General features: G+C 63.8%; 24 protein-coding genes and 1 riboswitch. Of the genes, 10 read left to right on the top strand and 14 right to left on the bottom strand.

The window, feature by feature from the left end; genetic code table 11:
• Positions 1-105 precede the first annotated feature (105 nt).
• The gene (locus BLT92_RS03495) at positions 106-1,014 is read left to right on the top strand and encodes a universal stress protein (protein WP_092108733.1); all 909 of its coding nucleotides are present in this window, start codon (positions 106-108) and stop codon (positions 1,012-1,014) included.
• A gap of 37 nt (positions 1,015-1,051) precedes the next feature.
• Here BLT92_RS03495 and BLT92_RS03500 read toward each other — a convergent pair whose 3' ends face one another.
• On the bottom strand, positions 1,052-2,425 hold the full coding sequence (locus tag BLT92_RS03500; protein WP_157691310.1) for a purple acid phosphatase family protein: 1,374 nt from the start codon (positions 2,423-2,425) through the stop codon (positions 1,052-1,054).
• 114 nt (positions 2,426-2,539) lie between these two features.
• A riboswitch (TPP riboswitch) is annotated at positions 2,540-2,647 on the top strand.
• A gap of 32 nt (positions 2,648-2,679) precedes the next feature.
• Between BLT92_RS03500 and BLT92_RS03505 the strand changes: the two genes are divergently transcribed.
• The 3 genes from BLT92_RS03505 to BLT92_RS03515 are packed head-to-tail and all read left to right on the top strand — an operon-like array spanning position 2,680 to position 5,667.
• Positions 2,680-3,300 carry an ECF transporter S component gene (locus BLT92_RS03505; RefSeq protein WP_092103223.1) on the top strand — a complete coding sequence of 207 codons (621 nt, stop codon included), beginning with the start codon at positions 2,680-2,682 and terminating at the stop codon, positions 3,298-3,300.
• Positions 3,300-4,838, top strand: a complete 1,539-nt coding sequence (locus tag BLT92_RS03510) for an ABC transporter ATP-binding protein (RefSeq protein ID WP_092103225.1) — start codon at positions 3,300-3,302, stop codon at positions 4,836-4,838. Before BLT92_RS03505 ends, BLT92_RS03510 begins: the two co-directional genes overlap by 1 nt.
• Positions 4,831-5,667 carry an energy-coupling factor transporter transmembrane component T family protein gene (locus BLT92_RS03515; RefSeq protein ID WP_092103227.1) on the top strand — a complete coding sequence of 279 codons (837 nt, stop codon included), beginning with the start codon at positions 4,831-4,833 and terminating at the stop codon, positions 5,665-5,667. Before BLT92_RS03510 ends, BLT92_RS03515 begins: the two co-directional genes overlap by 8 nt.
• Before the next feature lie 22 nt (positions 5,668-5,689).
• Here BLT92_RS03515 and BLT92_RS03520 read toward each other — a convergent pair whose 3' ends face one another.
• From BLT92_RS03520 to BLT92_RS03535, 4 genes are all read right to left on the bottom strand, one after another.
• Positions 5,690-6,235, bottom strand: a complete 546-nt coding sequence (locus tag BLT92_RS03520) for a hypothetical protein (RefSeq protein ID WP_092103230.1) — start codon at positions 6,233-6,235, stop codon at positions 5,690-5,692.
• A 78-nt stretch (positions 6,236-6,313) separates the two neighbouring features.
• Complete coding sequence (locus BLT92_RS03525; RefSeq protein WP_092103232.1) at positions 6,314-6,634, bottom strand: putative quinol monooxygenase; 321 nt, start codon at positions 6,632-6,634, stop codon at positions 6,314-6,316.
• 116 nt (positions 6,635-6,750) lie between these two features.
• Complete coding sequence (locus BLT92_RS03530) at positions 6,751-7,353, bottom strand: class I SAM-dependent methyltransferase (protein ID WP_092103234.1); 603 nt, start codon at positions 7,351-7,353, stop codon at positions 6,751-6,753.
• A complete protein-coding gene (locus BLT92_RS03535; RefSeq protein WP_092103237.1) occupies positions 7,350-8,240 on the bottom strand; it encodes a LysR family transcriptional regulator in 891 nt (296 codons plus the stop codon). Before BLT92_RS03535 ends, BLT92_RS03530 begins: the two co-directional genes overlap by 4 nt.
• 89 nt (positions 8,241-8,329) lie before the next feature.
• On the opposite strand from BLT92_RS03535, the gene BLT92_RS03540 reads away from it, so the two are divergent.
• Complete coding sequence (locus tag BLT92_RS03540) at positions 8,330-9,646, top strand: NAD(P)/FAD-dependent oxidoreductase (RefSeq protein WP_231938996.1); 1,317 nt, start codon at positions 8,330-8,332, stop codon at positions 9,644-9,646.
• Positions 9,647-9,726: 80 nt separating this feature from the next.
• A complete protein-coding gene (gene amaB, locus BLT92_RS03545; protein ID WP_092103241.1) occupies positions 9,727-11,265 on the top strand; it encodes an L-piperidine-6-carboxylate dehydrogenase in 1,539 nt (512 codons plus the stop codon).
• Positions 11,266-11,275: 10 nt separating this feature from the next.
• Here amaB and BLT92_RS03550 read toward each other — a convergent pair whose 3' ends face one another.
• A complete protein-coding gene (locus tag BLT92_RS03550; protein WP_157691311.1) occupies positions 11,276-11,512 on the bottom strand; it encodes a hypothetical protein in 237 nt (78 codons plus the stop codon).
• A 150-nt stretch (positions 11,513-11,662) separates the two neighbouring features.
• On the opposite strand from BLT92_RS03550, the gene map reads away from it, so the two are divergent.
• The 3 genes from map to BLT92_RS03565 are packed head-to-tail and all read left to right on the top strand — an operon-like array spanning position 11,663 to position 14,271.
• Positions 11,663-12,430, top strand: coding sequence for a type I methionyl aminopeptidase (gene map / locus BLT92_RS03555; protein WP_092103245.1), 768 nt, complete (start codon positions 11,663-11,665; stop codon positions 12,428-12,430).
• 53 nt (positions 12,431-12,483) lie between these two features.
• Complete coding sequence (gene radA / locus BLT92_RS03560; protein WP_092103247.1) at positions 12,484-13,833, top strand: DNA repair protein RadA; 1,350 nt, start codon at positions 12,484-12,486, stop codon at positions 13,831-13,833.
• A 45-nt stretch (positions 13,834-13,878) separates the two neighbouring features.
• On the top strand, positions 13,879-14,271 hold the full coding sequence (locus BLT92_RS03565) for a VOC family protein (RefSeq protein WP_231938997.1): 393 nt from the start codon (positions 13,879-13,881) through the stop codon (positions 14,269-14,271).
• Between the two features lie 47 nt (positions 14,272-14,318).
• Here the strand turns inward: BLT92_RS03565 and BLT92_RS03570 are convergent, their stop codons facing one another.
• A complete protein-coding gene (locus BLT92_RS03570; protein ID WP_231938998.1) occupies positions 14,319-15,089 on the bottom strand; it encodes a LytR C-terminal domain-containing protein in 771 nt (256 codons plus the stop codon).
• 36 nt (positions 15,090-15,125) lie between these two features.
• Between BLT92_RS03570 and BLT92_RS03575 the strand changes: the two genes are divergently transcribed.
• Complete coding sequence (locus BLT92_RS03575; protein ID WP_092103253.1) at positions 15,126-16,163, top strand: HhH-GPD family protein; 1,038 nt, start codon at positions 15,126-15,128, stop codon at positions 16,161-16,163.
• Between the two features lie 21 nt (positions 16,164-16,184).
• Here the strand turns inward: BLT92_RS03575 and BLT92_RS03580 are convergent, their stop codons facing one another.
• From BLT92_RS03580 to BLT92_RS03610, 7 genes are all read right to left on the bottom strand, one after another.
• Positions 16,185-16,769 (bottom strand): amino-acid N-acetyltransferase, encoded by a 585-nt coding sequence (locus BLT92_RS03580; protein WP_172802547.1) that lies wholly within the window; start codon positions 16,767-16,769, stop codon positions 16,185-16,187.
• 114 nt (positions 16,770-16,883) lie between these two features.
• Entirely contained in the window at positions 16,884-19,430 is a 2,547-nt protein-coding gene (locus BLT92_RS03585) for an ATP-dependent Clp protease ATP-binding subunit (protein WP_092103255.1), read from the bottom strand.
• A gap of 606 nt (positions 19,431-20,036) precedes the next feature.
• Positions 20,037-20,375 carry a histone-like nucleoid-structuring protein Lsr2 gene (locus BLT92_RS03590; protein ID WP_092103256.1) on the bottom strand — a complete coding sequence of 113 codons (339 nt, stop codon included), beginning with the start codon at positions 20,373-20,375 and terminating at the stop codon, positions 20,037-20,039.
• Complete coding sequence (locus BLT92_RS03595) at positions 20,341-20,586, bottom strand: hypothetical protein (protein ID WP_092103258.1); 246 nt, start codon at positions 20,584-20,586, stop codon at positions 20,341-20,343. Before BLT92_RS03595 ends, BLT92_RS03590 begins: the two co-directional genes overlap by 35 nt.
• Positions 20,587-20,590: 4 nt before the next feature.
• A complete protein-coding gene (lysS, locus tag BLT92_RS03600) occupies positions 20,591-22,150 on the bottom strand; it encodes a lysine--tRNA ligase (protein WP_092103260.1) in 1,560 nt (519 codons plus the stop codon).
• Positions 22,151-22,216: 66 nt separating this feature from the next.
• Positions 22,217-23,122: a Rossmann-like and DUF2520 domain-containing protein gene (locus BLT92_RS03605; RefSeq protein WP_092103262.1), complete on the bottom strand. Its 906-nt coding sequence runs from the start codon at positions 23,120-23,122 to the stop codon at positions 22,217-22,219.
• Positions 23,119-24,948, bottom strand: coding sequence for a PH domain-containing protein (locus tag BLT92_RS03610; RefSeq protein ID WP_092103264.1), 1,830 nt, complete (start codon positions 24,946-24,948; stop codon positions 23,119-23,121). Before BLT92_RS03610 ends, BLT92_RS03605 begins: the two co-directional genes overlap by 4 nt.
• Position 24,949 lies beyond the last annotated feature (1 nt).

Raw genomic sequence — 24,949 nt, forward strand, 5'->3', positions numbered from 1 at the left:
ACCCTGGCGTCGCTGCTTGGTAGACTGGGCCTGACGAGGACGGTTCTGATGATCGGGGGCATCGTCCTCGTCCGGGTAGAGTCGGCCCCCATTTGGAGGCCTGCCATGACTGCCGAGAATCTATCCGCTGACCAGACGCCGACGGACCTCGGCGTCCTCGTCGGCTATGACGGCTCCGAGCTCGCTGCGCGCGCCCTCGAGTATGGAGCGGCCGAAGCCGGCCGGCGCAGCATCGCCCTCACCGTCGTCTCCGCATACACCGTCCCGGTCATGGTCTATCCGAACATTGCGTCCATGCCGGAGGAGAACGAGGCAGAGGCTGCGCAGCGGGCGGTCGAGGAACTCCTCGGCGAGGCGGCCGGGCTCCTGCGAGGTCACTCCGGCAAGGTCTCCTACCGCGCCGACCAGGGCGATGCCGCTGGCGTTTTGAGGGACCTGAGCGCTCACGCCGGAACGGTTGTCGTGGGGGCACGAGGCCGCGGCGGATTCATGGGGCGAATCCTCGGCTCGGTCTCCACCGCCCTGCCCGCCCATTCGCACTGTCCGACGATCGTCGTTTCCGGCCGCCGATCGGATGCGGACGAGGGCGCAGTCGTCGTCGCGGTCGACGGTTCCGATGCCGGGCGCCTGGCAATGTTCACTGCCGCCGAGGCGGCCAGTTCACGTGCAGCCCGACTCGAGATCGTCTCCGTCCTTCCCTCCGGAAAGGAATGGCTCTATTGGTATCCCGAGCTGGAGCTCAATACCGAGGTGACCAGCCGGAGGAGGGCTGAGCTCGAGGCCGCGCTCGAGGCCGAGGTCGCGGCTGTGGCCGAGCAGTTCCCCGACCTCAAGGTCAGCGCAGCGGTGCCGATCGGAAATCCGACCGAGGTTCTCGCCGAGCTGACGGAGACTGCCCAGCTGACCGTCCTCGGCACCCGCGGTCGCGGAGCGGTCAGGAGCGCTCTGCTGGGGTCGATCTCACGCGGCGTCCTGCACCAGGCCCAGGGTCCGGTCATGGTCGTTCCGAGCTGAGTCGACGGCGTCGGCTCCGGCTGCGTCCGCCTCGGCGTCAATGGTCCGGGGACGGTTCTTCGTCACTCTGGCGCGAGATCTCGACATCGTCGATCGCCTCTGACGCGGCCTGAGTCCCGCCCTCGGCGGGAACCTCGTAGGTCGTCGCGCGCAGCGATTCGTCGCTCACGCGCACTCGGGTGAAGGCGGGGACGTCGTTGTGGACGCTTTTCGCCTCCCAGTCCAGGCCCGGAACGTAGTCGTAGAACTTCGAGCCTGAGGAAGAGGTCAGCGTCAGATACATCGTCTGCCCCTCCTCCTTCTGCTGTTCGAATCCAGCATCGGAGGACGCCACCTTCTTGCCTTCGGCGTCCATGAGGAAGGTGCGGTTATAGATGTGGTCGTGGCCGGAGACCACAAGGTCGATGTCGTTGCGTGCTGCGACCGGTGGGATGGCTTCGCGCAGCCTCTTCACCTCGAGATCATCGTTGTGGGTCGCGGTCGAATAGATCGAATGGTGGAAACCGAGTACCGTCCAGCGTGCCTGGTCCCCGTGCTCGGCCACGACCTCGTCGATGAACTCCGCATGTTCGTCGGTGTTGGCGTCGTTCGAGTTGATGTTGATGAACAGCACGCCCGAATCGATGAACCAGTAGTCGCCGCCGGAGGTGATGGCGCCGCTTCCGCCGTGGTCGCCACTGACGTTGGGACGATTGAAGTGCTGCTCATAGGACTTCGAGGCAACGTCGTGGTTCCCGATCGTCGTCGCCTGCGGGACGGTCCGTGTCGCCTCCGGAGCCAGGTACTGCTCGTACTGCCCCTGGTCGCCTGCCGAGTTCACCTGGTCGCCCAGGGAGTAGAAGAACCGCGGATCCTGCCCGGTCTCCAGCGCGGAATTCAGGGTCCTGTCCCAGCCCGTCGCGTCATCGGGCTGACCGCCGGCGCCGATCTGTGGGTCGCCGAAGACGAGGAATTCGCTGTCATCACCGGCGACACCAGTGTCGAACTGTGCCACGTCGGAGAAGCCGTCCTTCTCACTGCCGACCTGGTAGGAGTACTCCGTGTTCGGTTCCAGCTCAGTCATGGACGCATGGTTGAAGTGCCGTTTGAGATCGGTCGACAGGCCTGATTCCGTGGTCTCAGCGCTTTCGGCGTCGTCGGGCAGTGCCGAACCGTTGAGCTCGGAGGTCTTGGCCCAGCGGACCTCTCCCCCGCCGGAGTTCTCGCTCATCCACGATAGCTTGCGCGAGCTCTCATCGGCACCGACCTGCAGGACGGTGTCGGTGATCGCGGACTCCTCATTCGCTTCGGCCTGGGTCGAGGACGCGTGCGCAGGCTCGGCGTGCGCGGGGATCGGCGCCGCGACGAGCGCCGCCAGCAGCGCCGAGACGGACAGGAGACTCATCGGTGTTCTCAGGTGTTGTGCTTTCACCCGGTCATTCCTACCCGACGGTAATGAAAGCTCCGGCCCCGGTGGGCGACCACCGAGTCAACGGCAGGTGAACTTTCCGCAGCGGGTGCAGCGCGTCGACTGGGGTACAGTGGGTCTCAACGACAGGGGAGCGCCGAAAGGGGCGCTGAGAGTGCAGATGAGCTGCAGACCCTCGAACCTGATGCGGCTAGCACCGCCGAAGGAAGTCGAGACTCTTCTACCCCTCCTTGATATTAGGAGGCACAATGCCAGAAATGACCGCGCCGGATTCCGCTGTGAAGACCGCGCCCCAGTATTCCCAGGTACCGGCGACGAAGCAGTGGCGGGTCGTCGACTACGTCGTCACCGCCGTCCTGGGAATCAGCGTCGGACTCATCTTCTGGGTCCTGGCCCTGAGCTGGAAGGTGCTCGAACTCGGATTCCAGGCCTTCCCACCCTCGATCGGCCTCATCGCCGGTCTCTGGGTCCTCGCCGGACCCCTGGCGGGCGCCATCATCCGCAAACCCGGAGCCGCCCTGCTGTGTGAGATGATCGCCGCCATCGTCGAGGCGGTCCTCGGCTCCCACTTCGGAGCCACTGTTCTGCTCTCCGGACTCGTCCAGGGCCTCGGCGCCGAGCTCATCTTCGCAGCCTTCGGCTATCGCAGGTTCAATCTGTGGGTCACGAGCCTGGCCGGGCTGCTGGCCGCCGCCTTCATGTCCGTGAGCGAGAACATCATGTACAACGCCGAATGGCAGTTCGGCTATCAGGCCGCCTATGCGGTGTGCGCGATCATCTCCGGCATCGTCATCTCCGGCATCGGCGCCTGGTTCGCCTACCGCGCGATCGCCAAGACTGGAGCGCTGAGCTCCTTCGCCTCCGGCCGCCTGCGCTGATGGCCCTGCCGATCACTGCCCACAGATTCTCGTGGCGCCATGCCGATCGCGATGAACCGGCGTTCGGTCCCCTCGACCTCACCATCTCCGCAGGTGAAAAGGTGCTTCTGCTCGGTCCCTCCGGAGCAGGCAAGACCACCCTCCTGCATGCGATCGCCGGCGTCTTGCCTGCCGAGTCCGGTGAGGCAGCCGGCCGGCTGCTCATCGGTGATCGTCCGCCGGATCCTCGCCGAGATGAGACCGGGCTTGTCCTCCAAGATCCCGATTCGCAGGTGATCTTCTCTCGCGTCGGCGACGATGTCGCCTTCGGAATGGAGAATCTGGGACTGCCCGCCGACGTCATCGCGGCTCGCATTCCCACTTCACTTGCGGCCATGGGTCTCGATCTTCCCCACGACCACCCCACCGCCGCACTGTCCGGAGGTCAGAAGCAGCGCTTGGCGATGGCCGGAATCCACGCGATGGCCCCGCAGATCGTCATCCTCGATGAGCCGACCGCGAACATCGATCCGGACTCGGCCGCCTCCGTTCGGGATGCTGTCCTCGAGACTCGGGCGGCCACCTCGGCGACCATGGTCATCGTCGAACACCGGGTCGAGCTGTGGCTCGATCACGTGGACACGGTCATCGTCCTCGGCCCCGGTGGTCTGCTTGCGCAGGGACCGCCGAGGTCGGTCTTCGGCGATCCCGCCCTCGCCGAGGTGCTGGTAGGGTGCGGCATCTGGGTGCCGGAGAGGACGGGGTCCGCACCCGAGGAGAATCGGAATTCATTGATGCCCTCGTCCAGGGCCGCCGCGAAGCCAGACGGCGAGGTCGTCCTCCGCACCGAGAAGCTGAGTGCGGCTCGTCCTGGTGCGAAGGTGCCGGCCGCGGCCGGTCTCGATCTGTCCATCCGGGCAGGCGAGGCTGTGGGAATCGTCGGCGCAAACGGGGCCGGCAAGTCGACGCTGGCGCTGACCCTGGCCGGCCTCATTCCGGAGTTCAGTGGTCAGGTCAGCGCACTGGGCTCTCTGCGCTCCGGCGTCAGACATGCCCGACCGTTCCGCTGGCCCTCGGCGGTTCTGGCGCCTCGCATCGGCATGGTGTTTCAGGAGCCTGAGCATCAGTTTCTGCGTTCGAGTGTCGCCGAGGAGCTGGCGTTGGGGCCGCGTCTGGCCGGATGGTCTGGGGCCCAGGTCGACGAACGTGTCGCCGAACTGTTGCAGGTTCTGAACCTTGAGAAGCTCGCCGAAGCGCATCCGCAAGGGCTCTCCGGTGGTGAGAAGAGGCGATTGTCGGTGGCGGCCATGATGGCTCCCCGACCGCAGGTCCTCATCGTCGACGAGCCGACCTTCGGCCAAGATGCTCTGACCTGGTCAGGTCTGGTCGAGCAGTTCCTCGATGTCCTCGAGCGCGGATCGACAGTGGTCGCCATCAGTCATGACCATGCCTTCCTCGATGCGATCGGGGCCAGACGGGTTGTCCTCAGCGTCGCTGAGGGACGAATAGCGGGGACCTCCGGAGCTGGAGAGTTCAGGAAGGAACAGCGAATTGAGTGAAGCATCGTCTCCGCCCGCCGAGGTCGCGGTTCACGATCCCGGCCAGCTCATCCCACTTGCGCGCAGGACGGCGCTGGTCAGGTGCAATCCGCTGACGAAGATCGCTGTGGCGCTCATCCTCATGATCGGTTCATTGCTGAGCATCGACATGGTCTCGGCCGGAGTCGTCCTCGGGTTCTGCCTGCTGATGCTCCCGGCGACGGGACTCGATCTGACCGCGGCGCTCAAGCGATTGTGGTTCCTGCCTCTCGGCGCACTCTTGGCATCGTGGGGCACTGCGATCCTGGCAGAGAAGACCGGCGCGGTGGTCATCGACCTCGGCCCGGTTCTGATGACGACCGGGTCGCTGACTGCCGCGGCAGCGATCTTCCTGCGGGCCTTGGCCTTGGCAATTCCGCTCATCGTCCTCGCCTCGACGATCGATCCCCGTGACCTCGCGGATGCGCTCGTCCAACGGCTGCGACTGCCCGAGACAGTTGTCGTCTCGGTGCTCGCGGCCACCAGACTCCTCGGGCTGCTCATCAGCGAATGGCAGACCTTGGCGATGGCCAGGAGGGCCAGGGGCATTGCCGGCGGTTCGATCGTGCGGCGCACGGGCAGTCTGTTCGCCGGCATCTTCGTGCTGCTGGTGCAGTCGATCCGACGCGGCACCACTTTGGCCATGGCGATGGAAGGTCGAGCGTTCGGTCGGCCCGGACGGACCTGGCGCAGGCGCTCGACCTTCGGCACCGGGGACGGAGTGGCTGTGGCGGCATCGCTGGTCGTCTGTGCCCTCGCGATCGTGGGCGCTCACGTGCTCGGCACGTGGAATCCGATCGTCGGCGGCTGAGCCCGCGTCCGGCGGCAGTCGCTCACAGCTGGTGGAGGAGTTCCTTGAGGTCGGACCGCCACTCTTCGAGCCTCTCGGCGCTGGGCAGTTTGGAGACAGTGAGGACGAGGAGTGTTCGGTTGTCGTCCTTCGGTTCGGCGGCGGCCTCGACCTTGGTGCCGTCCTCGAGGTCCGCCCGCCAGAACGAGCGCTTGGCCGTCTTCGATGTGCGCGCCTCACCGTCGAGTGCCACACCTGCCAGGGTCCCATCGTCGATGAAGAAGGCGAAGCGGGTGATGATGTCGTCGCACTGACCGGGCACGGTGCGTGAGACCGCGACGTCGAAGGTGCCGTCGGCCCGCTGACCGGGCACGCGTCGACCGATCTCCTGTTCATAGGCGACGACCGCGCCCTGGACCCACCAGCCGTGCTTCTCCACGACCCCATCGAACTGCGGGTAGAGGGCGTCGGCGAGTTCCTTGTGACTCGCCGAGGCTCCTCCGGCCGCTTCGAGGCGGGCCCGGGTGTCCGCCCACGGTTCGCCAAGGGCCTTCTCGATGGCGTCGGTGTTCATCGCTTTGGTCACCATGGGAGAAGTCTAAGCATTCCCGAGCCGAAGCAACAGGGGGTCGGCGCTGGATTGCAGGCTGTGTGCCTGTGGTGCACATCAGTCGATCTGCAGTTCGCCCATCTCGTCCCAGCCTTCACCGTCGATCTTGCGGGAGATGATCTTCGGCGTCGACGCCAGGTGAGGGCGCATGGCCTCGAGTCCGTTCTTGAAGTGCTCACCCTTGACATGGGGTTCAGCGCCTTCGTCGGTGAATGCTTCGACGAGCACGAACTCGTTGTCCTTCTCCAGGCTCTTGGACCATTCGAACCACAGGTTTCCAGGTTCCGAGCGCGTCGCCTCGGTGAATTCCTTGACGGCGTCGGGGAAGCCGCCGACGCTCTCTGGCTTCACGTCGAACTTCACAACGATGAAAATCATGAGGACCACTCCTGTGCTGATACGGGTACTGTCGACCCATTTCGAGCCGACGCCACAAGCCAATCATGTTTCCCGCACAGCTCCAAGAGTCACCTCATTGCGCGGACCAGCAGACATCACACGTGTTCGGCGATGAGGACCAGGAATTCGCTGTCGGGCTCATAACGGTGGAGTTCCCAGGTCGAGAGTTTGAGGTTGACGAGCATGCCTGTCGACTTCACATCGTCGATGAAGTCGTCGAAGTCATAGCCGCGGCCGGCTCCGAAGCCGGCGACGAAGCGTCCACCGGGCTTCAGCGTCGATTTGATGTTCGACAGGGTCTGCCTGCGTGAGGCTGGGTCGAGGAAGGACAGGACGTTGCCGGCGCAGAACGCCACGTCGATGTCGTCGATGCCAGCTTCCGAGAAGTCGAATTCAGCCAAGTCGCCGGTGTGCCATTCACCGCTGGGGAAGTCCTCCTCTGCCACGGAGATGAGGAACTCGTCGAGATCGACACCGTAGACCGCGTGCCCATCGCCGATGAGCAGTCCGCCGGCGCGACCGGTACCGCAGCCCGCGTCGAGGATGCGCGCACCACGCGGGGCCATCGCGTTGACGAACCTCGCCTCTCCCCCGATGTCCTGCCCGGAGGCCACGATCTTGCGCCACCTTTCGGCGTAATTGGCGGAGTGGTCAGGGTTGGTCTCACGGATGCGGTTCCACTGGTGATCGAAGCTCATGGCCCCATCCTAGGACGAAAGACCTCGGCCACCACCTCGGCGACGGCGGCGACCGGATCTGCCGGGTCTGGGGAGGTCAGGACGATGATCTCCCGGCCGCCCGCCTCGGCGATGGGATGCAGGCCGACGTCGGGTCCGCCCAAGGACATCATGATCGGAGTCGCCAGCGTCAGGCCGAGCCCCGTGCCGGCCAGGGCGAGCGCGACGGCGGTGTCGGTGACGATGTGGGTCTCCTTCGCGGCGATTCCCAGCGCCGAGGTGGCCAGGCGCATCGCTCGGCCGAAGAGTTCTTCGGCCGGTGGCAGGATCCAATCCGCTTCGGCCAGGTCCTGCGGTGACGGTCTCGGTGCACCCGCAGGTACGACGATGCCGAAATCCTCACCGGCCACGGTGCTCCAGCTCAGACCCCGCATCGGCGGCAGTGGCACGGCCGGGTAGTTGATGCCGATGCCCAGATCGATGGCTCCGTCGATGACGGCCGCCGACATCGTCTCGACGTTGATCTCACGGGCCCGGACCTCGATGTGCGGGTGCCGCTGGCCTAGGAGACGCACAATGGACGGCAGCGCTCTGGTAGAGGCTGAGCCGAAGACGCCGAGCGTGACGATGGCCTCGCTGCGGAAGTCCCTGCCCAGCATCGCCATCTCGGCCTGCTTCTGGGCGGCGAGGATGCTGCGGGCGCGCGGGAGCAGCGTTCGGCCGGCCTCGGCGAGGACCATTCCCCTGCCTCGGCGCAGGAAGAGTTCGGAGCCGACGGCCCGACGCAGGGCGCTCATGTGCTGGGAGACCGCGCCGATGCTGTAGCCCAGCTGCTCCGCGGCCCGGGTCATGGACCCCAGTTCGGCCACGGTGACGAAGGTGCGCAGCTGTCCCAAGGTCCATCCCATGGCCACAGCCTAGCTGTTTTCACCTTTCCTAAAAACAGTTTTCATGAACTCACTCTTGTTCTTAAACGTGACTGGAACCACAATGGGCAGTGAGCCGCAATCCGCCGACATCGAAATCGGCATTCCCCGCTGCCGCGAAGGCCAAGGACGGTCATCGCAGCAGAAGACGAAAGAGGTGGCAGTTGGAGAGCACATCACCGACAGACACGGCCCCGGCGAGCGCCGAGGTGGTCATCATCGGCGCCGGCGTCATGGGAGCGTCCATCGCGTATCACCTGGCCAGACACGGCGTCGAGGACATCGTTCTCGTCGAACGCGACGTGCCCGGCTCGGGCTCGACGTCGAAGGCCGCCGGCGGGGTGCGCTGCCAGTTCTCCGATGAAGTCAACATCGCCCTGGCCACGCGCAGCCTCGAGGTACTACGCAACTTCGAGGCCGAGTTCGGCGTCGATATCGACCTGGTGAGCAACGGGTACCTATTCCTCCTCGATTCCGCCGAGGTTGCCGAGACCTTCGCAGCCAATGTCGAGCTCCAGCAGAGCATGGGCCTGGATTCCCGGATGCTCACCGTCGCCGAGGTGGCCGAACTGGCCCCGTACATCAACATGGAGGGCCTGGTGGCCGGGGCTTTCAACCCCGGTGACGGGCATTGCACGCCCGAGGCCGTGGTCTCCGGTTATGTCAGCGCCGCACGGAGCCTCGGGGTGCAGGTGCTCAAGAACTGTGAGGTGACAGGATTCGAATCGACCGACGGTGCGGACCTCGGCGGCAGCGGTTCGAACGGCAGTCGCAGGGTCACTGCGGTGACCACGAGCAAGGGCCGAATCGAGTGTGCGCAGGTAGTCTGTGCCGCCGGTGCCTGGTCTGGGATCATCGGTGAGGCTGCCGGGGTCGATCTGCCGGTTAGGCCTCTGCGCCGCGAGATCATGGTCAGCGAACCCGTGGATGAGGCCGCGCTGGGCATCGATCTGACGCAGATGCCCTTCACCATCGACTTCAGCACGAGCTTCTACGTGCATCCAGAAGGGCCCGGCCTGCTCTTCGGCTGTCCGGACGAGTCCGACGTGTGGGACTTCGACGATAAGCGCAACCCGGACTGGCTGCCGACTCTGGCCGAGCTCATCGAAACCCGGGCCCCCGCTCTGGGCGACGTTGAGGCCAAGCACGGCTGGGCCGGACTCTATGAGATGACTCCCGACCACAATGCGCTCATCGGCCAGGCCGAGGAGCTCTCGGGCTTCTTCTACGCCTGCGGATTCTCCGGCCACGGCTTCCTCATGGGACCGGCAGTCGGGGAGGTCGTGGCCGACCTCATGACCGGAGGCCAACCGTTCGTCGACGTCTCTGGCCTCGACAAACGCCGCTTCGCCACCTCGGGACTGCGTCAGGAGCTCAACATCGTCTGACGCACCCCGCGCTCGCTCCGGCCACGAGTCCCACTCATTCAGAGACGCCACCCATCAGAGAGATCCACGAAAGGACAGCAATGACCGCACTGCCCACCGACCAGGCCATCACCGACCTCCTCACCTCAGGGCTCAAAGCCTGCGGAGTCGAGGCTTCCGTACTCAACGCCGGCCCCGGAGCGCCGGCGAGCCTGCCCGCCCGCTCCCCCATCACCGGCCAGAGCCTGGGGTCGCTGGCCGCGGACACCAGGGAGTCCGCTGCGGAGAAGATCACCACTGCCGCCGAGGCGTTCGCTTCGTGGCGTGACGTTCCCGCACCCGTGCGCGGTCAGCTGGTGCAGCGCTGGGGACAGCTGCTGGGCGAGCACAAGGAGGACCTGGCGAAGATCATCACGGTCGAGGCGGGCAAGACTCCGTCCGAGGCCGCCGGCGAGGTGCAGGAGATGATCGACATCTGCGAGTTCGCCCTCGGGCAGTCCCGTCAGCTGTGGGGCAAGACCATGCCCAGCGAACGCCCGGGCCACCGGCTGATGGAGACCTGGCATCCCCTCGGTGTCGTCGGTGTCATCTCCGCCTTCAACTTCCCCGTAGCCGTGTACTCCTGGAATACGGCGCTGGCACTGGTCGCCGGTGACGCCGTGGTGTGGAAGCCTTCGGAGAACGCGGTACTCGCGGCTCTTGGCGCTCAGTCGCTGCTGGCCCGTGCCGCCGCCGAGGTGGGGGCTCCGGACGGACTCGCCCCTGTCCTCGTCGGTGGTCGGGACATCGGCGATGCCATGGTCCGCGATGAGCGCGTGGCACTGGTCTCTGCCACCGGTTCGGTGCGTATGGGCCGTGAGGTCGGGCCGGTCGTGGCTGAGCGCTTCGGTCGAATTCTGTTGGAGCTCGGCGGCAACAATGGTGCGATCGTGGCCCCGAGTGCCGACATCGACCTGGCGCTGCGCGGAGTCGTCTTCGCCGCCGCAGGAACAGCCGGACAGCGGTGTACCACTCTGCGTCGTCTCATCGTCCACGAATCCATCGCCGATGACTTCGTGGACAAGATCGTCGCCGCCTACAAGACCTTGAGCATCGGCTCCCCCACCGAGGACGGTGTGCTCGTCGGGCCCCTCATCAACGAAGGCGCCCATGAGGCGATGCAGGCAGCGCTCAAACAGGCCGAGTCGGAAGGCGGCACCGTCCTGACCGGCGGTGGGCGCGTGCTGACCGAGGAGCGCCCCGAGGCACACTACGTGGAGCCCGCAGTCGTGCGGATGCCCGCCCAGACCTCGGTGATGGAGTCCGAGACCTTCGCTCCGATCCTCTACGTCGTCACGTATTCCGATCTCGATGAAGCACTCGAGATACACAATGGGGTGCCGCAGGGACTGTCATCGGCGATCTTCACCTCGGAGCTGGCCGACTCGGAGAAGTTCCTGTCGCGTTCGGACTGCGGCATCGCCAACGTCAACATCGGCACCTCGGGGGCGGAGATCGGCGGAGCCTTCGGCGGTGAGAAGGAGACCGGCGGCGGTCGCGAATCCGGCACCGATTCGTGGAAGGCCTACATGCGGCAGGCCACGAACACGGTCAACTATTCGGGCGAGCTGCCGCTGGCTCAGGGGGTGGAGTTCCTCTGAAAGGCGCGAGTCAGCGAGGCTGGTTTGTTGCCTGATCTGCTTCCTGAGAATTCGGGTGTCGGCTTTCGGCCGGCGCCCGTTTTCTGTGCTTGAGGAGCAGGGACACGATTCCCGCCAGCGCGAAGAGCGGGAAGATGATGAGTTCCAAGATCCACAGGGCACCGCCGTCCTCGAACGACTCGACGCCTGCAGGAATTAAAACCCCGATAGCAATGCCCATGGCGACTGCCATGATGATGTCTCTCATGGTGGCGAACCTACCCGCCAACAAGATTCCTTTCAATGAAATTCGCTCGGAGATGTCTGCTTGATCACGGAAACACAGCGCGACCGCGACGCGAGGGACGCGAACGACTAAAATTGCGATTGAGCCCGTGACGACTGAAGGAGAACACCTGTGATTGAGCTGAAGACACCCGCCGAGATCAACAAGATGGCGGTCACCGGCCGATTCGTCGCGAAGACATTGGCCGAGTTGTCTTCGATCGCGGAACCGGGCATGAACATCATGCACTTGGAGAAGCGAGCCAGGAAGCTCATCGAAGAGGCCGGCGCGAAGTCCTGCTATTGGGACTACGCCCCGTCATTCGGTGAAGGGCCCTTCAGAAACGTCATCTGCCTCTCGGTCAACGACGGCGTACTGCACGGCAAGCCCCACGACTACGTGATGAAGTACGGCGACCTGCTCACCCTGGACTTTGCCGTGTCCATCGACGGCTGGGTCGCTGATGCCGCACGCTCGGTCGTCGTCGGCAATGGCAGCGAAGAGGACCAGCGTCTCATCGATTCCACCTGGGCAGGGCTGGAAGCCGGCATTTCGGCAGCACAGCCGGGCAGCCGCCTCGGCGATATCTCGAAGGCCATCGGCGATGTTGCCGATGAACAGCGCATCCCGGTCAACCTCGACTTCGGCGGGCACGGACTCGGCCATACGATGCACGAAGATCCGCACGTGGCCAATCGCGGCAAGGGCGGACGCGGACTCGTACTCAAGCCCGGCCTGACACTGGCGATCGAACCCTGGTGGTCGTTCACCTCCAAGAAGCTCTCCGTCGACAACGACGGCTGGACCCTGCGTCTGGCCGATGGGTCGAACGGTGCGCATTCGGAGAACACGATCGCCATCACCGAGGATGGGCCCAGGGTGCTGACCACCCTGGACTGAGATTCGACCACGAATCGTAGGGCTGTGTCAGAGGGGCGTGCCAGAATTGCCGTATGTCTTTCACCTGCACCGAATGTGGCTACTCGACCGTCAAATGGCTGGGCCGCTGCCCTGAATGCCAAGCCTGGGGCACGCTCGAAGAGAAGGGCGCGGGCAAGACCTCGGTGAAGACGAAGGTCAAGAAGTCCAGCGGCGCAAAATCGATCAACCAGATCGACTCCACCTTGGCCCAGGCGAAGACCACCTATGTCAGCGAATTCGATCGCGTCCTCGGCGGTGGCATCGTCCCCGGCGCTGTCGTTCTCCTCTCTGGTGAGCCGGGCGTCGGGAAGTCCACGCTTCTGCTCGACGTCGCATCGCGCATCGCCAAGTTCGGGTCCAAGGTCCTCTACGTCACGGGAGAGGAGTCGGCAGGGCAGGTGCGCCTGCGGGCCGAACGGATCAACGCGCTCGAGGATTCTCTGCTGCTGGCGGCCGAGACCGACCTGGGAGCGGTCCTGGGGATGATCGAGGCGGAAGAGCCCGACATGCTCATCGTCGACTCCATCCAGACCCTTGCCTCATCGGAGATCGACGGTGTGCCCGGCGGCGTCACCCAGGTCAGAGAGGTGGCCGCGGCTCTCATCAGGGAAGCCAAGGCCAGGTCATTACCGACTGTCCTCGTCGGACATATCACGAAGGACGGCACCATCGCCGGCCCCCGGCTCCTCGAACACCTCGTCGACGTCGTGTGCAACTTCGAAGGTGAACGTCACTCGCGTCTGCGCCTGCTGCGTGCGGTGAAGAACCGGTTCGGGCCCACCGACGACGTCGGCTGCTTCGACATGGAGGAGAACGGCATCAAAAGCCTCGAGGACCCCTCGGGTCTCTTCCTCTCCCGCAGCGGCAGCAATCCCCCAGGGACCTGTCTGACGGTGACCCAGGAGGGCAAACGTCCGCTGCTCGTCGAAGTCCAGTCACTCATCACCGAATCCGCCGGCGGACAGTCCCGCAGGTCCGTCTCCGGTGTCGATTCCTCCCGCGTGGCGATGATGCTCGCCGTGCTCAGCCAGAAGATCGGGCCCATCAACTTGGCCAAATCCGATGTCTTCACCGCCACTGTCGGAGGTGCCAAGCTCGCGGAACCGGCCAGCGACCTCGCGATCTGCCTCTCCCTGGCCTCGGCCGCGATCGGGAAGCCGATGGCCGCCAAATTCGTGGCGATCGGTGAGATCAGCCTCTCGGGCGAGATCCGCAACGTTCCCAACCTGGGCCAGCGGCTCAATGAGGCCTCCCGCCTTGGCATCACCCACGCGATCGTCGCACACGGTGCACTGCGCAATGTTTCGACTCCTCAGGGGATGCGGGTCAAGGAATGCGAACACGTCTCTGAAGCCGTCGAGCTGCTCTTGGGAGGTAAATGATAGAAATTCCGAGACATCTGCGCGAAAATGGCGCATCCTGGAAGTATGACCACGACAGTATTCCCGGCAATGAGAACCACAGACGCGGCCGCCACGACCGCTCTGCTGGTCGCGCTCGGTTTCACCGAGCGGCTCATCGTCACAGACGAGGCTGACCCTGAGGTCATCGTCCATGCCGAATACGCGTTGGGTGAGACAGGTGGGATCATGTTCGGTTCTGTCCGCAATGACGGGTCGGCCCTCGACAGTGTCGGCGGGAACTCCGTCTACGTCGTCGTCGACACTGAGCGAGAAGTCGATCGCCTCTACGAGGAGATCATCGACATGGGCCATGCGATCGTCCGCCCGGTGGAAACGCAGCCTCATGGCGGTCGAGAATTCGACTTCCGCGACCATGACGGCAATTCCTGGGGCGTGGGCTCCTACCGCGGAGCCTGAACCCGCAGCGGCCCGGCCGACGTGAACAGCTCAGTTGTCCGAGTAGCTCAGTCGTCCGGTGTACTCGATTCCTCGGGCTTTTCATCGGAGTTCGGCTCGTCTGACTTCTTCTCCTCGGCTTCCTTCTTCTCTTTTTCCTTGGCGGTAGCATCCTTCTCGAGTGTGAACTTCGCGGGCTTGCTCTTCTTGTCGCCGAGTTTGACCACGAGTTCGTACTCTCCCGGGCCGAAATCCTCATTCGTTCGGTTGCAGTTCTTGTCGACCCAGACCCGGTTCCATTCGAACTGTGAAGTCTTCTCCGACTTCGGCGCGAACTCAGTCGAGACCTCAGCGTTCTCATCCTCTTCGGCAGCGCAAAACTTCGACGACCAGACCACATCGCCGTTCTTCTCGACCAAGAACTCCTGCTTCTCCGTGCCGACCTCGATCAGGCAGGTGGCGGTGTGGTTGTTCTCGATCACCATCTCGAACTTGGGCTTGGCATCCTCGTCGAAGCTCTTCTCATCGACTTTGGCTTTGAGTCCGACCTTATTTTCGGGGCATTTCCCACTCGCGGCCTTCTCATCCGGCACCGGCGCTTGAGTCGTCGACGGACTCGCCGAGGACGTGTCTTCCGCGACAGGCTCTTCCTCGCCACCTCCGTTCAGTCCGCTGACGATTCCGACGACGCCGAGCACCAGCAGAGCAATCACCACGAGGCTGGCCACCAACAGCATGTAGCGCCGCCGACGGTAAACGTGCGCCGGCAGCTTCCCGCTAGACTGGCGGGGCTGCCTGGCGCCGTTCTTCGGCTGCGAACCACGATTGGAAGGAGTCATCGCTTTGAGCCTAGGCCGAAGCGTTTGAGCATCCAAATGACACACCGAGCTTCTGCCGAATCGAAATCTTCTCGTCCCGGTTCCCCTCTTCCCGCGGTTGCGGACACAGATATCGACCGAGTTCGCGAGACGATTATCACCTGGTTCGAGACCGCGGCGCGTCCCCTGCCGTGGCGAGATGCCGACACCACTGCGTGGGCCGTCCTCGTCAGCGAGATCATGTCGCAGCAGACCCCTGTGTCCCGGGTCGAACCCCGCTGGCGGGAATGGATGCAGAAATGGCCCACACCCGCAGACCTGGCACAGGCACCCACCGCAGAGGTTCTCCACCGTTGGGACCGTCTCGGCTATCCGCGGAGGGCACTGCGGCTTCAGGAGGCCGCGCGGGTGATCGCCGAGGAGCTCGACGGCCGGGTGCCGCGGACCGCTGCCGAGCTCGAGCAACTCCCCGGCATCGGGTCGTACACGGCGGCCGCGGTTGCCTCATTCGCCCACGGAGAGCGGACGACCGTGCTCGACACGAACGTACGTCGCGTTCTCATCCGGCTCTTCGCCGGACGCGACCGGCCCACGCCTTCACCGAGTCGTGCAGAGACGAAGTGGGCCGCCCAGTTCGTCCCGGAGACAGAGCACGAGAAGTGGAACGCCGGGGTCATGGAATTCGGGGCGCTCGTATGCATGGCCAGGAACCCCAGTTGCGAGTCCTGCCCGCTTAACGACATCTGCGCCTGGCAGAAGGCGGGACGTCCTACCTCGGCGGTGAAGGCGAAGACCCAGAAATGGGCCGGCACGGACCGCCAGCTGCGCGGGGCGATCATGGATGTGCTCAAGTCCGCGCACGAGCATTCTGACGGCGAAGACAATGTCGGCGACGTCCCTGTCGACCTCTTCACCGCGTCCACCGCCGAGGTGGATCCCAAGCTGTTCGACTCGCTGCCTTCGAACACGTCGACGAGAGTAGAGCGTGTACGAGACCTCAGTGCCGATGCGGATCGGGTCTCTCGTCTCATCGATGATCTGGTCTCTGACGGTCTGGCCGCTCGCGAGGACAGTGCCCTGCGCCTTCCCGGGTGACCGGTCCGCGAGCGGTGATTCTCAGAGGAACTTGATCATGCGTGCGTTGCCCAAGGTATTGGGTTTGACGCGAGCCAGGTCCAGGAACTCGGCCACGCCTTCATCGGCAGAGTGCAGGAGCTCGACGTAAACCTCCGGGGAAACCGGGATTCCCTTGATCGGTTCGAATCCCAGCGCACCGAAGAACCCGGTCTCGAAGGTCAGGCAGAAGACTCTGTCGACACCGATCGCGACAGCGTCTGCCAGAACCTGCCGGATGAGCGCCTTGCCCACTCCTCGACCTCGATAGGCCGGCGAGGTGGCAACTGTGCGCGCCTCGGCGAGGTCGGCCCAGATGATGTGCAATGCCGCGCATCCGGCCAGGATCTCAGTACCGTCCGGCTGTGGGTCCACGACCAGCCAGAACTCCTGCAGGGTTTCGAAGTAGGTGACGGTGTCCTTGGCCAGCAGAATGCGCTCTTCGGCCAGGGGCGCGACCAACGCTTCGATCCCCTTGACGTCGCTCGTCCGAGCCCGGCGCATGTAAAGGCCGCCGGGAAGCGAATGGTTGAGGTGATGGTCCGATGAGACCTGTTCATGGTCGAAGGCGACTGGGGCTGAGCTCATATCTTCATTCAACACCATCGGCGGCGAGCAGCACCATCGACAGCGGGCATGATGAAGCCCGGGAACGCAGCTGGTGCTGTGTCCCCGGGCTTCTTCAGCGCTGCTGGAGGCAGATCAGGAAACGGAGCTTCCAGATCCACTGCCGCCGGACGAACCGGCGCCAGCGAGTTCGCCACCGGAATCATCCGGTTCGCTGGCGGCGAGGCTCTCGGTCTCCACGCCGTTGAACGTGAATTCCGCTGCCTTGCCTTCTCCCTTGACGTCGACCTTGATGGTCTGACCGCTGCCGATCTCCTTGAACAGGATCTTCTCGGACAGGTGGTCCTCGATCTCGAGCTGGATCGTGCGACGCAGAGGCCGAGCACCCAGTACCGGATCGTAGCCACGATCGGCCAGGAGGCTCTTCGCCGCGTCGCTGACATCGACCTTCATGCCCTGATCGGCCAGACGGGTGTCCAGACGCGCAAGGAACTGATCGACGATCTGCAAGATCTCGTCCTTGCCCAGCTGCGGGAACACAATCGTGTCATCGACACGGTTGAGGAACTCGGGCCGGAAGTGCTGCTTGAGCTCTTCGTTGACCTTCTGCTTCATGCGCTCATAGTCGTTGTTCGCGCTGCCCTCAACCTGGAACCCGAGCTGCAGACCACTCGAGATGTCTCGCGTACCCAGGTTCGTGGTCATGATGATGATGGTGTTCTTGAAGTCCACCTCACGACCCTGCGAGTCAGTCAGGCGACCGTCTTCGAGAATCTGCAGCAGCGAGTTGAAGATGTCCGAGTGAGCCTTCTCCACCTCATCGAAGAGGACCACTGAGAACGGTTTGCGACGAACCTTCTCCGTCAGCTGACCGCCCTCTTCGTAGCCCACGTAGCCGGGAGGAGAACCGAACAGTCGGGACACGGTGTGCTTCTCCGAGTACTCCGACATGTCCAGGCTGATGAGCGATTCCTCGTCACCGAACAGGAACTCCGACAGTGCCTTGGCCAGCTCCGTCTTGCCGACGCCTGTGGGGCCGGCGAAGATGAACGAGCCGGAGGGGCGCTTTGGATCCTTCAGACCCGCACGGGTCCGCCGGATCGCACGGGAGATCGACTTGACCGCGTCGTCCTGGCCGATGATGCGCTTGTGCAGCTCGTCTTCCATCCGCAGCAGTCGCGAGGACTCTTCCTCGGTGAGCTTGAAGATCGGAATGCCGGTCGCCGCGGCCAGCACCTCGGCGATCAGATCCGCGTCCACGGTCGCGGAGGTGTCCTTACCGCTCTTGCGCCAGGCGTCGGTCTGTTCGTCCTTGTCCTGCTGCAGCTTCATCTCGGAGTCGCGTTCGGAGGCCGCCAGCTCGAAGTCCTGAGCGTCGATGGCGGCTTCCTTGCGATGGCGAGCCTCGAGGATCTGCTCCTCCAGGTCACGGATCTCCTGCGGCACGGACAGCCGCGAGATGCGCAGTTTCGCGCCTGCTTCGTCGATGAGGTCGATCGCCTTGTCCGGCAGGTACCGGTCGTTGACATAGCGATCCGACATATTCACGGCAGCCGCGAGAGCGCCTTCCGTGATCGTGACCTTGTGGTGTGACTCGTACTTGTCGCGCAGTCCCTTGAGGATCTCGATCGAATGCGCCAGGGACGGTTCCGGAACCTGGATCGGCTGGAACCGCCGTTCGAGGGCGGCATCCTTCTCGATGTGCTTGCGGTACTCGTCGAGAGTCGTCGCACCGATGGTCTGCAGCTCGCCTCGGGCCAGCATGGGCTTGAGAATCGAAGCCGCGTCGATCGCACCCTCGGCAGCACCCGCACCCACCAGGGTGTGGATCTCGTCGATGAAGAGGATGATGTCTCCACGCGTGCGGATCTCCTTGAGGACCTTCTTCAGACGTTCCTCGAAATCACCGCGGTACCGGGAGCCGGCCACCAGCGAGCCGAGGTCCAAGGTGTAGAGCTGCTTGTCCTCGAGGATCTCGGGGACGTCGCCGTTGACGATCGCCAACGCCAGCCCTTCGACCACTGCGGTCTTGCCGACACCGGGTTCACCGATGAGGACAGGGTTGTTCTTGGTTCGCCGCGACAGAATCTGCATCACGCGCTGCATCTGCTCGTGCCGGCCGATGACCGGATCGAGATTGCCTTCACGGGCGGCTGCGGTCAGGTTCGTTCCGAACTGGTCGAGGACCAGCGAACCGGAGGGGGCTCCCTCCTCGCGTCCGCCTGCGGAGACCGGCTCCTTGCCCTGGTAGCCCGACAGAAGTTTGATGACTTCCTGACGGACCCGTCCCAGGTCGGCGCCCAGCTTCACGAGCACCTGAGCGGCGACGCCTTCACCCTCACGGATCAGACCGAGCAGGATGTGCTCGGTTCCGATGTAGCTGTGTCCCAGCTGCAGGGCCTCACGGAGGCTGAGCTCGAGGACCTTTTTGGCACGGGGAGTGAACGGGATGTGCCCACTCGGTGCCTGCTGTCCCTGTCCGATGATCTCTTGGACTTGATCGCGAACCTGCTCGAGGGAGATGTCCATTCCCTCGAGTGCTTTGGCTGCCAGGCCTTCACCCTCGTGGATCAGGCCAAGCAGGATGTGCTCGGTTCCGATGTAGTTATGTTTGAGTAGTTTGGCTTCTTCCTGGGCCAGCACTACCACTCGGCGTGCTCGGTCAGTGAACCGCTCGAACATATTCACCCTCCTCGGTCTGGTTATTCTTTAGAGCCTAACGACCATTGGCCACGATCTATTGCACGTTTCGCCATCAGCCGAAACCGTTTGGCTGTGGGCGAAATTCGCGGTTCGCCCCTCCGCGCTCTCCTGCGCAACACGCATTCGCCCCGTTCTGCTGCATCAGGACTGCCGGCACCACCTCTCTGCTCATATCGGTCCAGCTCTATCCATCCTGGATCTGGGCAACCCATCTTGATGCTCGGCATTCCCACCTCATACTCCGCACCGATCACGCGAATACGAATCAAGAGGAGATCGTGATACCTCACAGATTACCGAGAATGGGAATGGGGTAATTACTCAAATTCGCCTGCCGCAGTCCAGGAGACAACATGATCGGAGCCAGTGCTGATAATCAAGAACTCCGCTGAGAATTGCCTGAGCGAATCGTCATACGAGAAGGTTGATAACTCGTATCGGGGCCGGACTGGTGGTGGACAGAAACCATAAGCAGAAACTTCGAGGGGCCAACGGATGAACCGTTGGCCCCTCGGGAAGCGATTATGGAATCAGTGACATTCAATCGAATCCCATTACCGCTTCAATTATCGGCTGTGCCGTGAATCAGCTGTCTGCTGCTTCGTATGCCTGGACGATCTCCAGCGGAATGCGTCCGCGATCGCCCAGCTGGTAACCGTTGGCCTGTGCCCATTCGCGGATCTTGGCCGTATCGCGCTTCGGGCCCGCGGCGGAGCCGGAGCCCGTGCGACGTCCGCGACCGCCCGGGTTCGCTACCCGGCGAGCCTTGGCGATGAACGGGGCGAACGTCTCACGAAGCTTTTCGGCATTTTCTGTCGACAGTTCGAGTTCGTAGGTACCTTGGTCGAGGCTGAAGCGAACGGTTTCCGACGCTTCCGAGCCGTCGAAATCATCCGTGAGAACGAGTCGCATCTCCCTTGCCATGTTCACTCTTTTCATAATCAGAAGGCTTTGTCGCAGTCAGCTTAACATCTGATTCATGATTATCGCCTAATTCGCTAACCTCATGCTCCGAATAGAATTTATCGATCTGCTCTCGTTCGGTCCGGTCCGCACGCAAGATGTTTCTCATCACGTACCAGAACAGCAATCCAACGCAGATCGATGGCAATAGTGCCCTCAGCAGATCCATCATGTGTTCAACCTTCCTCAGCCATTTCCGAATTACCGGGGGCAATTGGCTTCGTGAATGGGAAGAGAATAGTTTCTCGAATTCCCAAGCCGGTCAAAGCCATGAGCAGACGATCAAGTCCCATTCCCATACCGCCGGTCGGCGGCATTCCGTGTTCCATAGCGGTGAGGAATTCCTCATCGAGGCCCATCGCCTCTTCATCGCCCTTGGCTGCGTCGACGGCCTGAGCCTCGAACCGCTCCCGCTGGATCACCGGATCCACGAGCTCGGAATAGCCTGTGGCCAATTCGAAACCGCGAACGTAGAGATCCCATTTCTCCACGACGCCCTTCTTGGTTCGGTGCTCACGGACCAGAGGCGAGGTGTCGACGGGGAAGTCGGTGACGAAAGTCGGCGCCCACAGTCTGTCCTGGTAGAAGTGCTCCCACAGCTCTTCGACGTATTTGCCGTGTGAGCGAAAGACTCCGCCCAGCTCGACGTTATTCTCTGCTGCGATTGCGTCGAGGACATCGAGGCCGGTCTCCGGGGTGACTTCGACTCCGGATTCCTCGGACAGGGTTTCGTACATGCTGACGACGGGCCAGTCACCACCGAAATCGTAGTCTTCCCCGTCCGCCAACTTCACCCGGAGGGACCCGGTGGCGTCCTGTGCCGCGTTCTGGACCAGGGTCTTCGTCAGGTCGGCGATCGAGTGGTAGTCGCCGTAGGACTGGTAGGCCTCGAGCATCGCGAACTCCGGCGAGTGGGTCGAATCGGCACCCTCGTTGCGGAAGTTGCGGTTGATCTCGAAGACGTTCTCGATTCCGCCGACGATCGCACGCTTGAGGAAGAGCTCTGGTGCGATGCGCAGAAACATGTCGATGTCGTAGGCGTTCATATGGGTTGTGAACGGGCGAGCCGCGGCACCGCCGTGCATGAACTGGAGCATCGGAGTCTCGATCTCGACGAACTCCTGCTCGGCGAACGTCCGACGCAGGGACGACATCACCTCTGCTCGGGTCAGCATGGTCCGGCGGGCGTCTTCGCGGGTGATCAGGTCGAGATAGCGCTGGCGCACACGGGTGTCCTCGGCCAGTTCGGTGTGCAGACCCGGCAGCGGACGCAGTGACTTACTGGCCATCGCCCAGGAATCGGCGAGGACAGACAGTTCGCCGCGCTTGGACTTGATGACCTTGCCGTGGACGAACAGGAAGTCGCCCAGATCGACGTCGGTCTTGAAGTCGCCGAGGCGCTCCTCCCCCACTTCGCGCAGGGACAGCATGCCCTGGAGGCGCGTCCCGTCTCCTGACTGCAGGGTCACGAAGCAGAGTTTGCCCGTGGTGCGGACGAACACGACGCGTCCGACGACGCCGACGATTTCCTCGGTCTCATCCCCGGCTTCCAGACCGTCATGAGCGGCATGGACCTCGGCCAGGGTGTGCGTGCGCGGAATTGACACCGGATAGGCATCGGTGTCGGAGTCCAAGAGCCGCTGGCGCTTTTCCTTTCGGATCCGGATCTGCTCTGGATCGAGATGTTCGGGTGAAAGGTCTGCGTTTTCGGGCGTGTTCGACTCGGTATCTGCCATACCGCCAAGGCTACCGTGAGCGCGGGCCCAGGGGGAACTCGGGCCGGTGGTGGACCAGGCCGAGAGTCAGTCCAGGCGGGCCAGGATCTCCTGCGCCTGCGAATCCGTGATCCGTCCCAGGCTCAGAGCCTTGGCGGTAGTGGACCTGGCCAGAGCAATGTAGCTGTTGCGTGCTGCGGGACTGGAGACGCTGAGACTGAACTCACTGAGCGCCGTCAGGTGCGCAGAGACAGTGCCCACGTCACCGCGGCTCACGGGTCCGGTCAGCGCCCGCGAACCGTTCTGCAGAGTATTCGTCACCCCCGCATCGACGAGGGCCGTGAGCACACGTGAGGGGTCACTCACACCCGCCTCGGCGAGCATCTCCATGGCTTCACTGATGATCGTGATCGTGTGATTCGAGGCGTGGGTGATGGCCGCATGGTAGAGCGGACGGTCTGCTTCGGCGACATCGATCGGCTCGGCTCCCATCTCGACGACGAGGGCCTGCCCCACAGGTCGAATCGGTGCCGGCGCGGTGACGGCGATCGTCGACTGCCGCAGACGAGGAAGATCGACGGCGGTGCCGGTGAAGGACAGCGACGGGTGCAGAGCGATGGGCAGCGCGCCGAGGCTGGTCCCGGCTTCGAGGACGTCTGTGCCGTATCGGCCCGAACAGTGGACGAGGATCTGTCCGGAGTGGATTCGTGAGACCTTGGCCAGGCCGCTGACGAGGGATTCGATCTCATCGTCGGGGACGGTCAGGAGCAGGAGCTCGGCACGGTCTGCGACGTCGTCCGGGGGCAGCACCGGCACCCCCGGGAGCATCTCCTCGGCCCGTTCGAGACTCGCCGCCGAGGAGGCGCTGACCCCGATGATGGCATGGCCGGCTTCGCGCCAGGCGGCGCCGATGGTCGCCCCGACCTTGCCACAGCCGATGATTCCGATTCCCAGGCGAGGGGCGTCGTCCTGGTTCATCCCTGATTGGCTCATGGCCTGCCTTCCTTGGCTCTGCGCGCTTCCTCGTCGTAGCGCTGCCGCGCGAGTCGAGTGCGTTCGGAGTGTTCGCTGAAGAAACGTTTCGCGTCATCGACGCTCTGGTGGGTGACTCGGGGTTCGATGGGTCCGGCTGTGGAGTGCACGGCGACCGTGCCCAGGCCCAGCGAGCGCATGAGCGGGCCCTGGTGGTAGCTCATCGACTGCACCCTCACATGGGGCACGAAGTCGACGCGACGGTCCAGGACGCCCAGACGCAGCACGAGAAGGGATCCGGTCACAGCGTAGGCCCGCCGGTTCCACACCAATGGGTCGATGAGCCGGGAGGACCGGGGCTGGCCGTGGAAGAGCTCTTCGGCCGATTCGGCCTGCGGGTCTTCGGACTTGCGGTCATACATGGCCGAACGCACCAGGGTTGCCGCGCTGAGCTCGTCCGGCAGCTGCGGGTCGGGCAGCGCCAGTCCGACCATGAGCAGTGCCTGATCGATGTCGCCCACGGGCAGGAGGATGTTCGACTCGCCTGTGCCGCCTGCGCTGGCGATGTTGTATTCAACCTTCCACCAGCCGGCCCACCGCCACAGCAGCGGCTGGTGGAGACAGACGGCCTGCAGCCGGTCGAGCGGGATCACCTTGCGGGAGGTGGAGACGAGCCCGTGGTTGACAGCCAGTCCGTTCTCACCCAGTTTGACCACGAAGTTCGCATTGTCGAGGTTCTTCCTGAAAGCGGAGAACGCCGCGAAGAGACCGGGGATGACTGCGACGAGCATCGGAATGAAGGCTTCGGTCAGCCCCAGCGCAAGGAGAACGATGGCTGTAGCGATGAGGAAGAGGACGACGAGGACCGAAATGATCGTCTCTGTCCTCAGCAGCGAGGAGACCACCACCCGGTGCACGGGCACACGGATGATCTCGCCATCTTCGCTGACCTCGGCCGAGACGTAGTAGGGAGCCAGGAGTTCATTAATGCTCGACTCTGCCTCGTGAGAGGCGCCGCCGGCCAGAGAGCCGAGGCGTTTGCTCAGGCGCACACCGATGCTGTCGTCACGGCGCTCGGGCACTCCGCGATCGATGGCGGATTCGCCATCGAGGTTCCCCACCGCATCGCCGGTCATGTCGGCCTCGGCAACGTCGGCTTCCTCCAAACCACCGGACGCACCTCCGCTGGACTCGGTTCCCGCGGTCGCCTCGGCGGACTGACCCGCGTTCGCGGTACGCTGCCCCGATTGGGTGCCCTGCTTCCTCGCACGGACAGCGGCGAGAAGCTTGTCGCGCAGTCCTTCGGCACGCTTCTTCGACAGGTACTTCAGGGAGATGTTGGAATCGGAGCCGCCGGCGACGTCGAAAACGAGCTCTGCCATGCCCAGGAGTCGCGGCAGCAGCTTCTGCTGCAGGTCGATCGACTGGACACGGTCGAGCCTGGCCTTGCGCTGCTTCTTCGACAGCAGCCCGCGCCGGTAGTAGATAGCCTCGGAATCGATCCGATAGCCCATCACCCTCCACGCCAGCCAGCTGAAGAGTGCGGTGAGCAGGAGGATGAGCAGGATTCCGCCGACGCCGCCGAGGATGACGAGCGGGTGCGCACGCAGCCAACCGGCGAAACCGAGGTCGACGCCATCGCCTCTCGCCAGGTCTTCGACAGCTCTTTGGAAGAAGTTCTGCAGCCCATAGGCCGCAGCGACGAAGATACCCACGAGCACGCCGAGGCTTTCGAGAATCGGCGTCAGCGGGTGGACCCGGTGCCACACTTCAGGAGCTGCGACCCCGGCATCTGTGGATCTGTCAGTGGGCTCGGGCAGTCGGTCTCTCGACCGGTCCGCGGCCATG

It is taken from the genome of Brevibacterium picturae (assembly GCF_900105045.1).
In the GTDB taxonomy this organism is placed as follows: domain Bacteria; phylum Actinomycetota; class Actinomycetes; order Actinomycetales; family Brevibacteriaceae; genus Brevibacterium; species Brevibacterium picturae.

What these genes read in the sequence shown, in the direction of transcription:
- BLT92_RS03495 (WP_092108733.1), top strand. Translation starts at nt 106, where the DNA reads ATGACTGCCGAGAATCTATCCGCTGACCAGACGCCGACGGACCTCGGC.
- BLT92_RS03505 (WP_092103223.1), top strand. Translation starts at nt 2,680, where the DNA reads ATGACCGCGCCGGATTCCGCTGTGAAGACCGCGCCCCAGTATTCCCAG.
- BLT92_RS03510 (WP_092103225.1), top strand. Translation starts at nt 3,300, where the DNA reads ATGGCCCTGCCGATCACTGCCCACAGATTCTCGTGGCGCCATGCCGAT.
- BLT92_RS03520 (WP_092103230.1), bottom strand. Translation starts at nt 6,235, where the DNA reads ATGGTGACCAAAGCGATGAACACCGACGCCATCGAGAAGGCCCTTGGC.
- BLT92_RS03525 (WP_092103232.1), bottom strand. Translation starts at nt 6,634, where the DNA reads ATGATTTTCATCGTTGTGAAGTTCGACGTGAAGCCAGAGAGCGTCGGC.
- BLT92_RS03530 (WP_092103234.1), bottom strand. Translation starts at nt 7,353, where the DNA reads ATGAGCTTCGATCACCAGTGGAACCGCATCCGTGAGACCAACCCTGAC.
- BLT92_RS03535 (WP_092103237.1), bottom strand. Translation starts at nt 8,240, where the DNA reads ATGGGATGGACCTTGGGACAGCTGCGCACCTTCGTCACCGTGGCCGAA.
- amaB (WP_092103241.1), top strand. Translation starts at nt 9,727, where the DNA reads ATGACCGCACTGCCCACCGACCAGGCCATCACCGACCTCCTCACCTCA.
- BLT92_RS03550 (WP_157691311.1), bottom strand. Translation starts at nt 11,512, where the DNA reads ATGAGAGACATCATCATGGCAGTCGCCATGGGCATTGCTATCGGGGTT.
- radA (WP_092103247.1), top strand. Translation starts at nt 12,484, where the DNA reads ATGTCTTTCACCTGCACCGAATGTGGCTACTCGACCGTCAAATGGCTG.
- BLT92_RS03565 (WP_231938997.1), top strand. Translation starts at nt 13,879, where the DNA reads ATGACCACGACAGTATTCCCGGCAATGAGAACCACAGACGCGGCCGCC.
- BLT92_RS03570 (WP_231938998.1), bottom strand. Translation starts at nt 15,089, where the DNA reads ATGACTCCTTCCAATCGTGGTTCGCAGCCGAAGAACGGCGCCAGGCAG.
- BLT92_RS03575 (WP_092103253.1), top strand. Translation starts at nt 15,126, where the DNA reads ATGACACACCGAGCTTCTGCCGAATCGAAATCTTCTCGTCCCGGTTCC.
- BLT92_RS03580 (WP_172802547.1), bottom strand. Translation starts at nt 16,769, where the DNA reads ATGAGCTCAGCCCCAGTCGCCTTCGACCATGAACAGGTCTCATCGGAC.
- BLT92_RS03585 (WP_092103255.1), bottom strand. Translation starts at nt 19,430, where the DNA reads ATGTTCGAGCGGTTCACTGACCGAGCACGCCGAGTGGTAGTGCTGGCC.
- BLT92_RS03590 (WP_092103256.1), bottom strand. Translation starts at nt 20,375, where the DNA reads ATGGCAAGGGAGATGCGACTCGTTCTCACGGATGATTTCGACGGCTCG.
- BLT92_RS03595 (WP_092103258.1), bottom strand. Translation starts at nt 20,586, where the DNA reads ATGATGGATCTGCTGAGGGCACTATTGCCATCGATCTGCGTTGGATTG.
- lysS (WP_092103260.1), bottom strand. Translation starts at nt 22,150, where the DNA reads ATGGCAGATACCGAGTCGAACACGCCCGAAAACGCAGACCTTTCACCC.
- BLT92_RS03605 (WP_092103262.1), bottom strand. Translation starts at nt 23,122, where the DNA reads ATGAGCCAATCAGGGATGAACCAGGACGACGCCCCTCGCCTGGGAATC.
- BLT92_RS03610 (WP_092103264.1), bottom strand. Translation starts at nt 24,948, where the DNA reads ATGGCCGCGGACCGGTCGAGAGACCGACTGCCCGAGCCCACTGACAGA.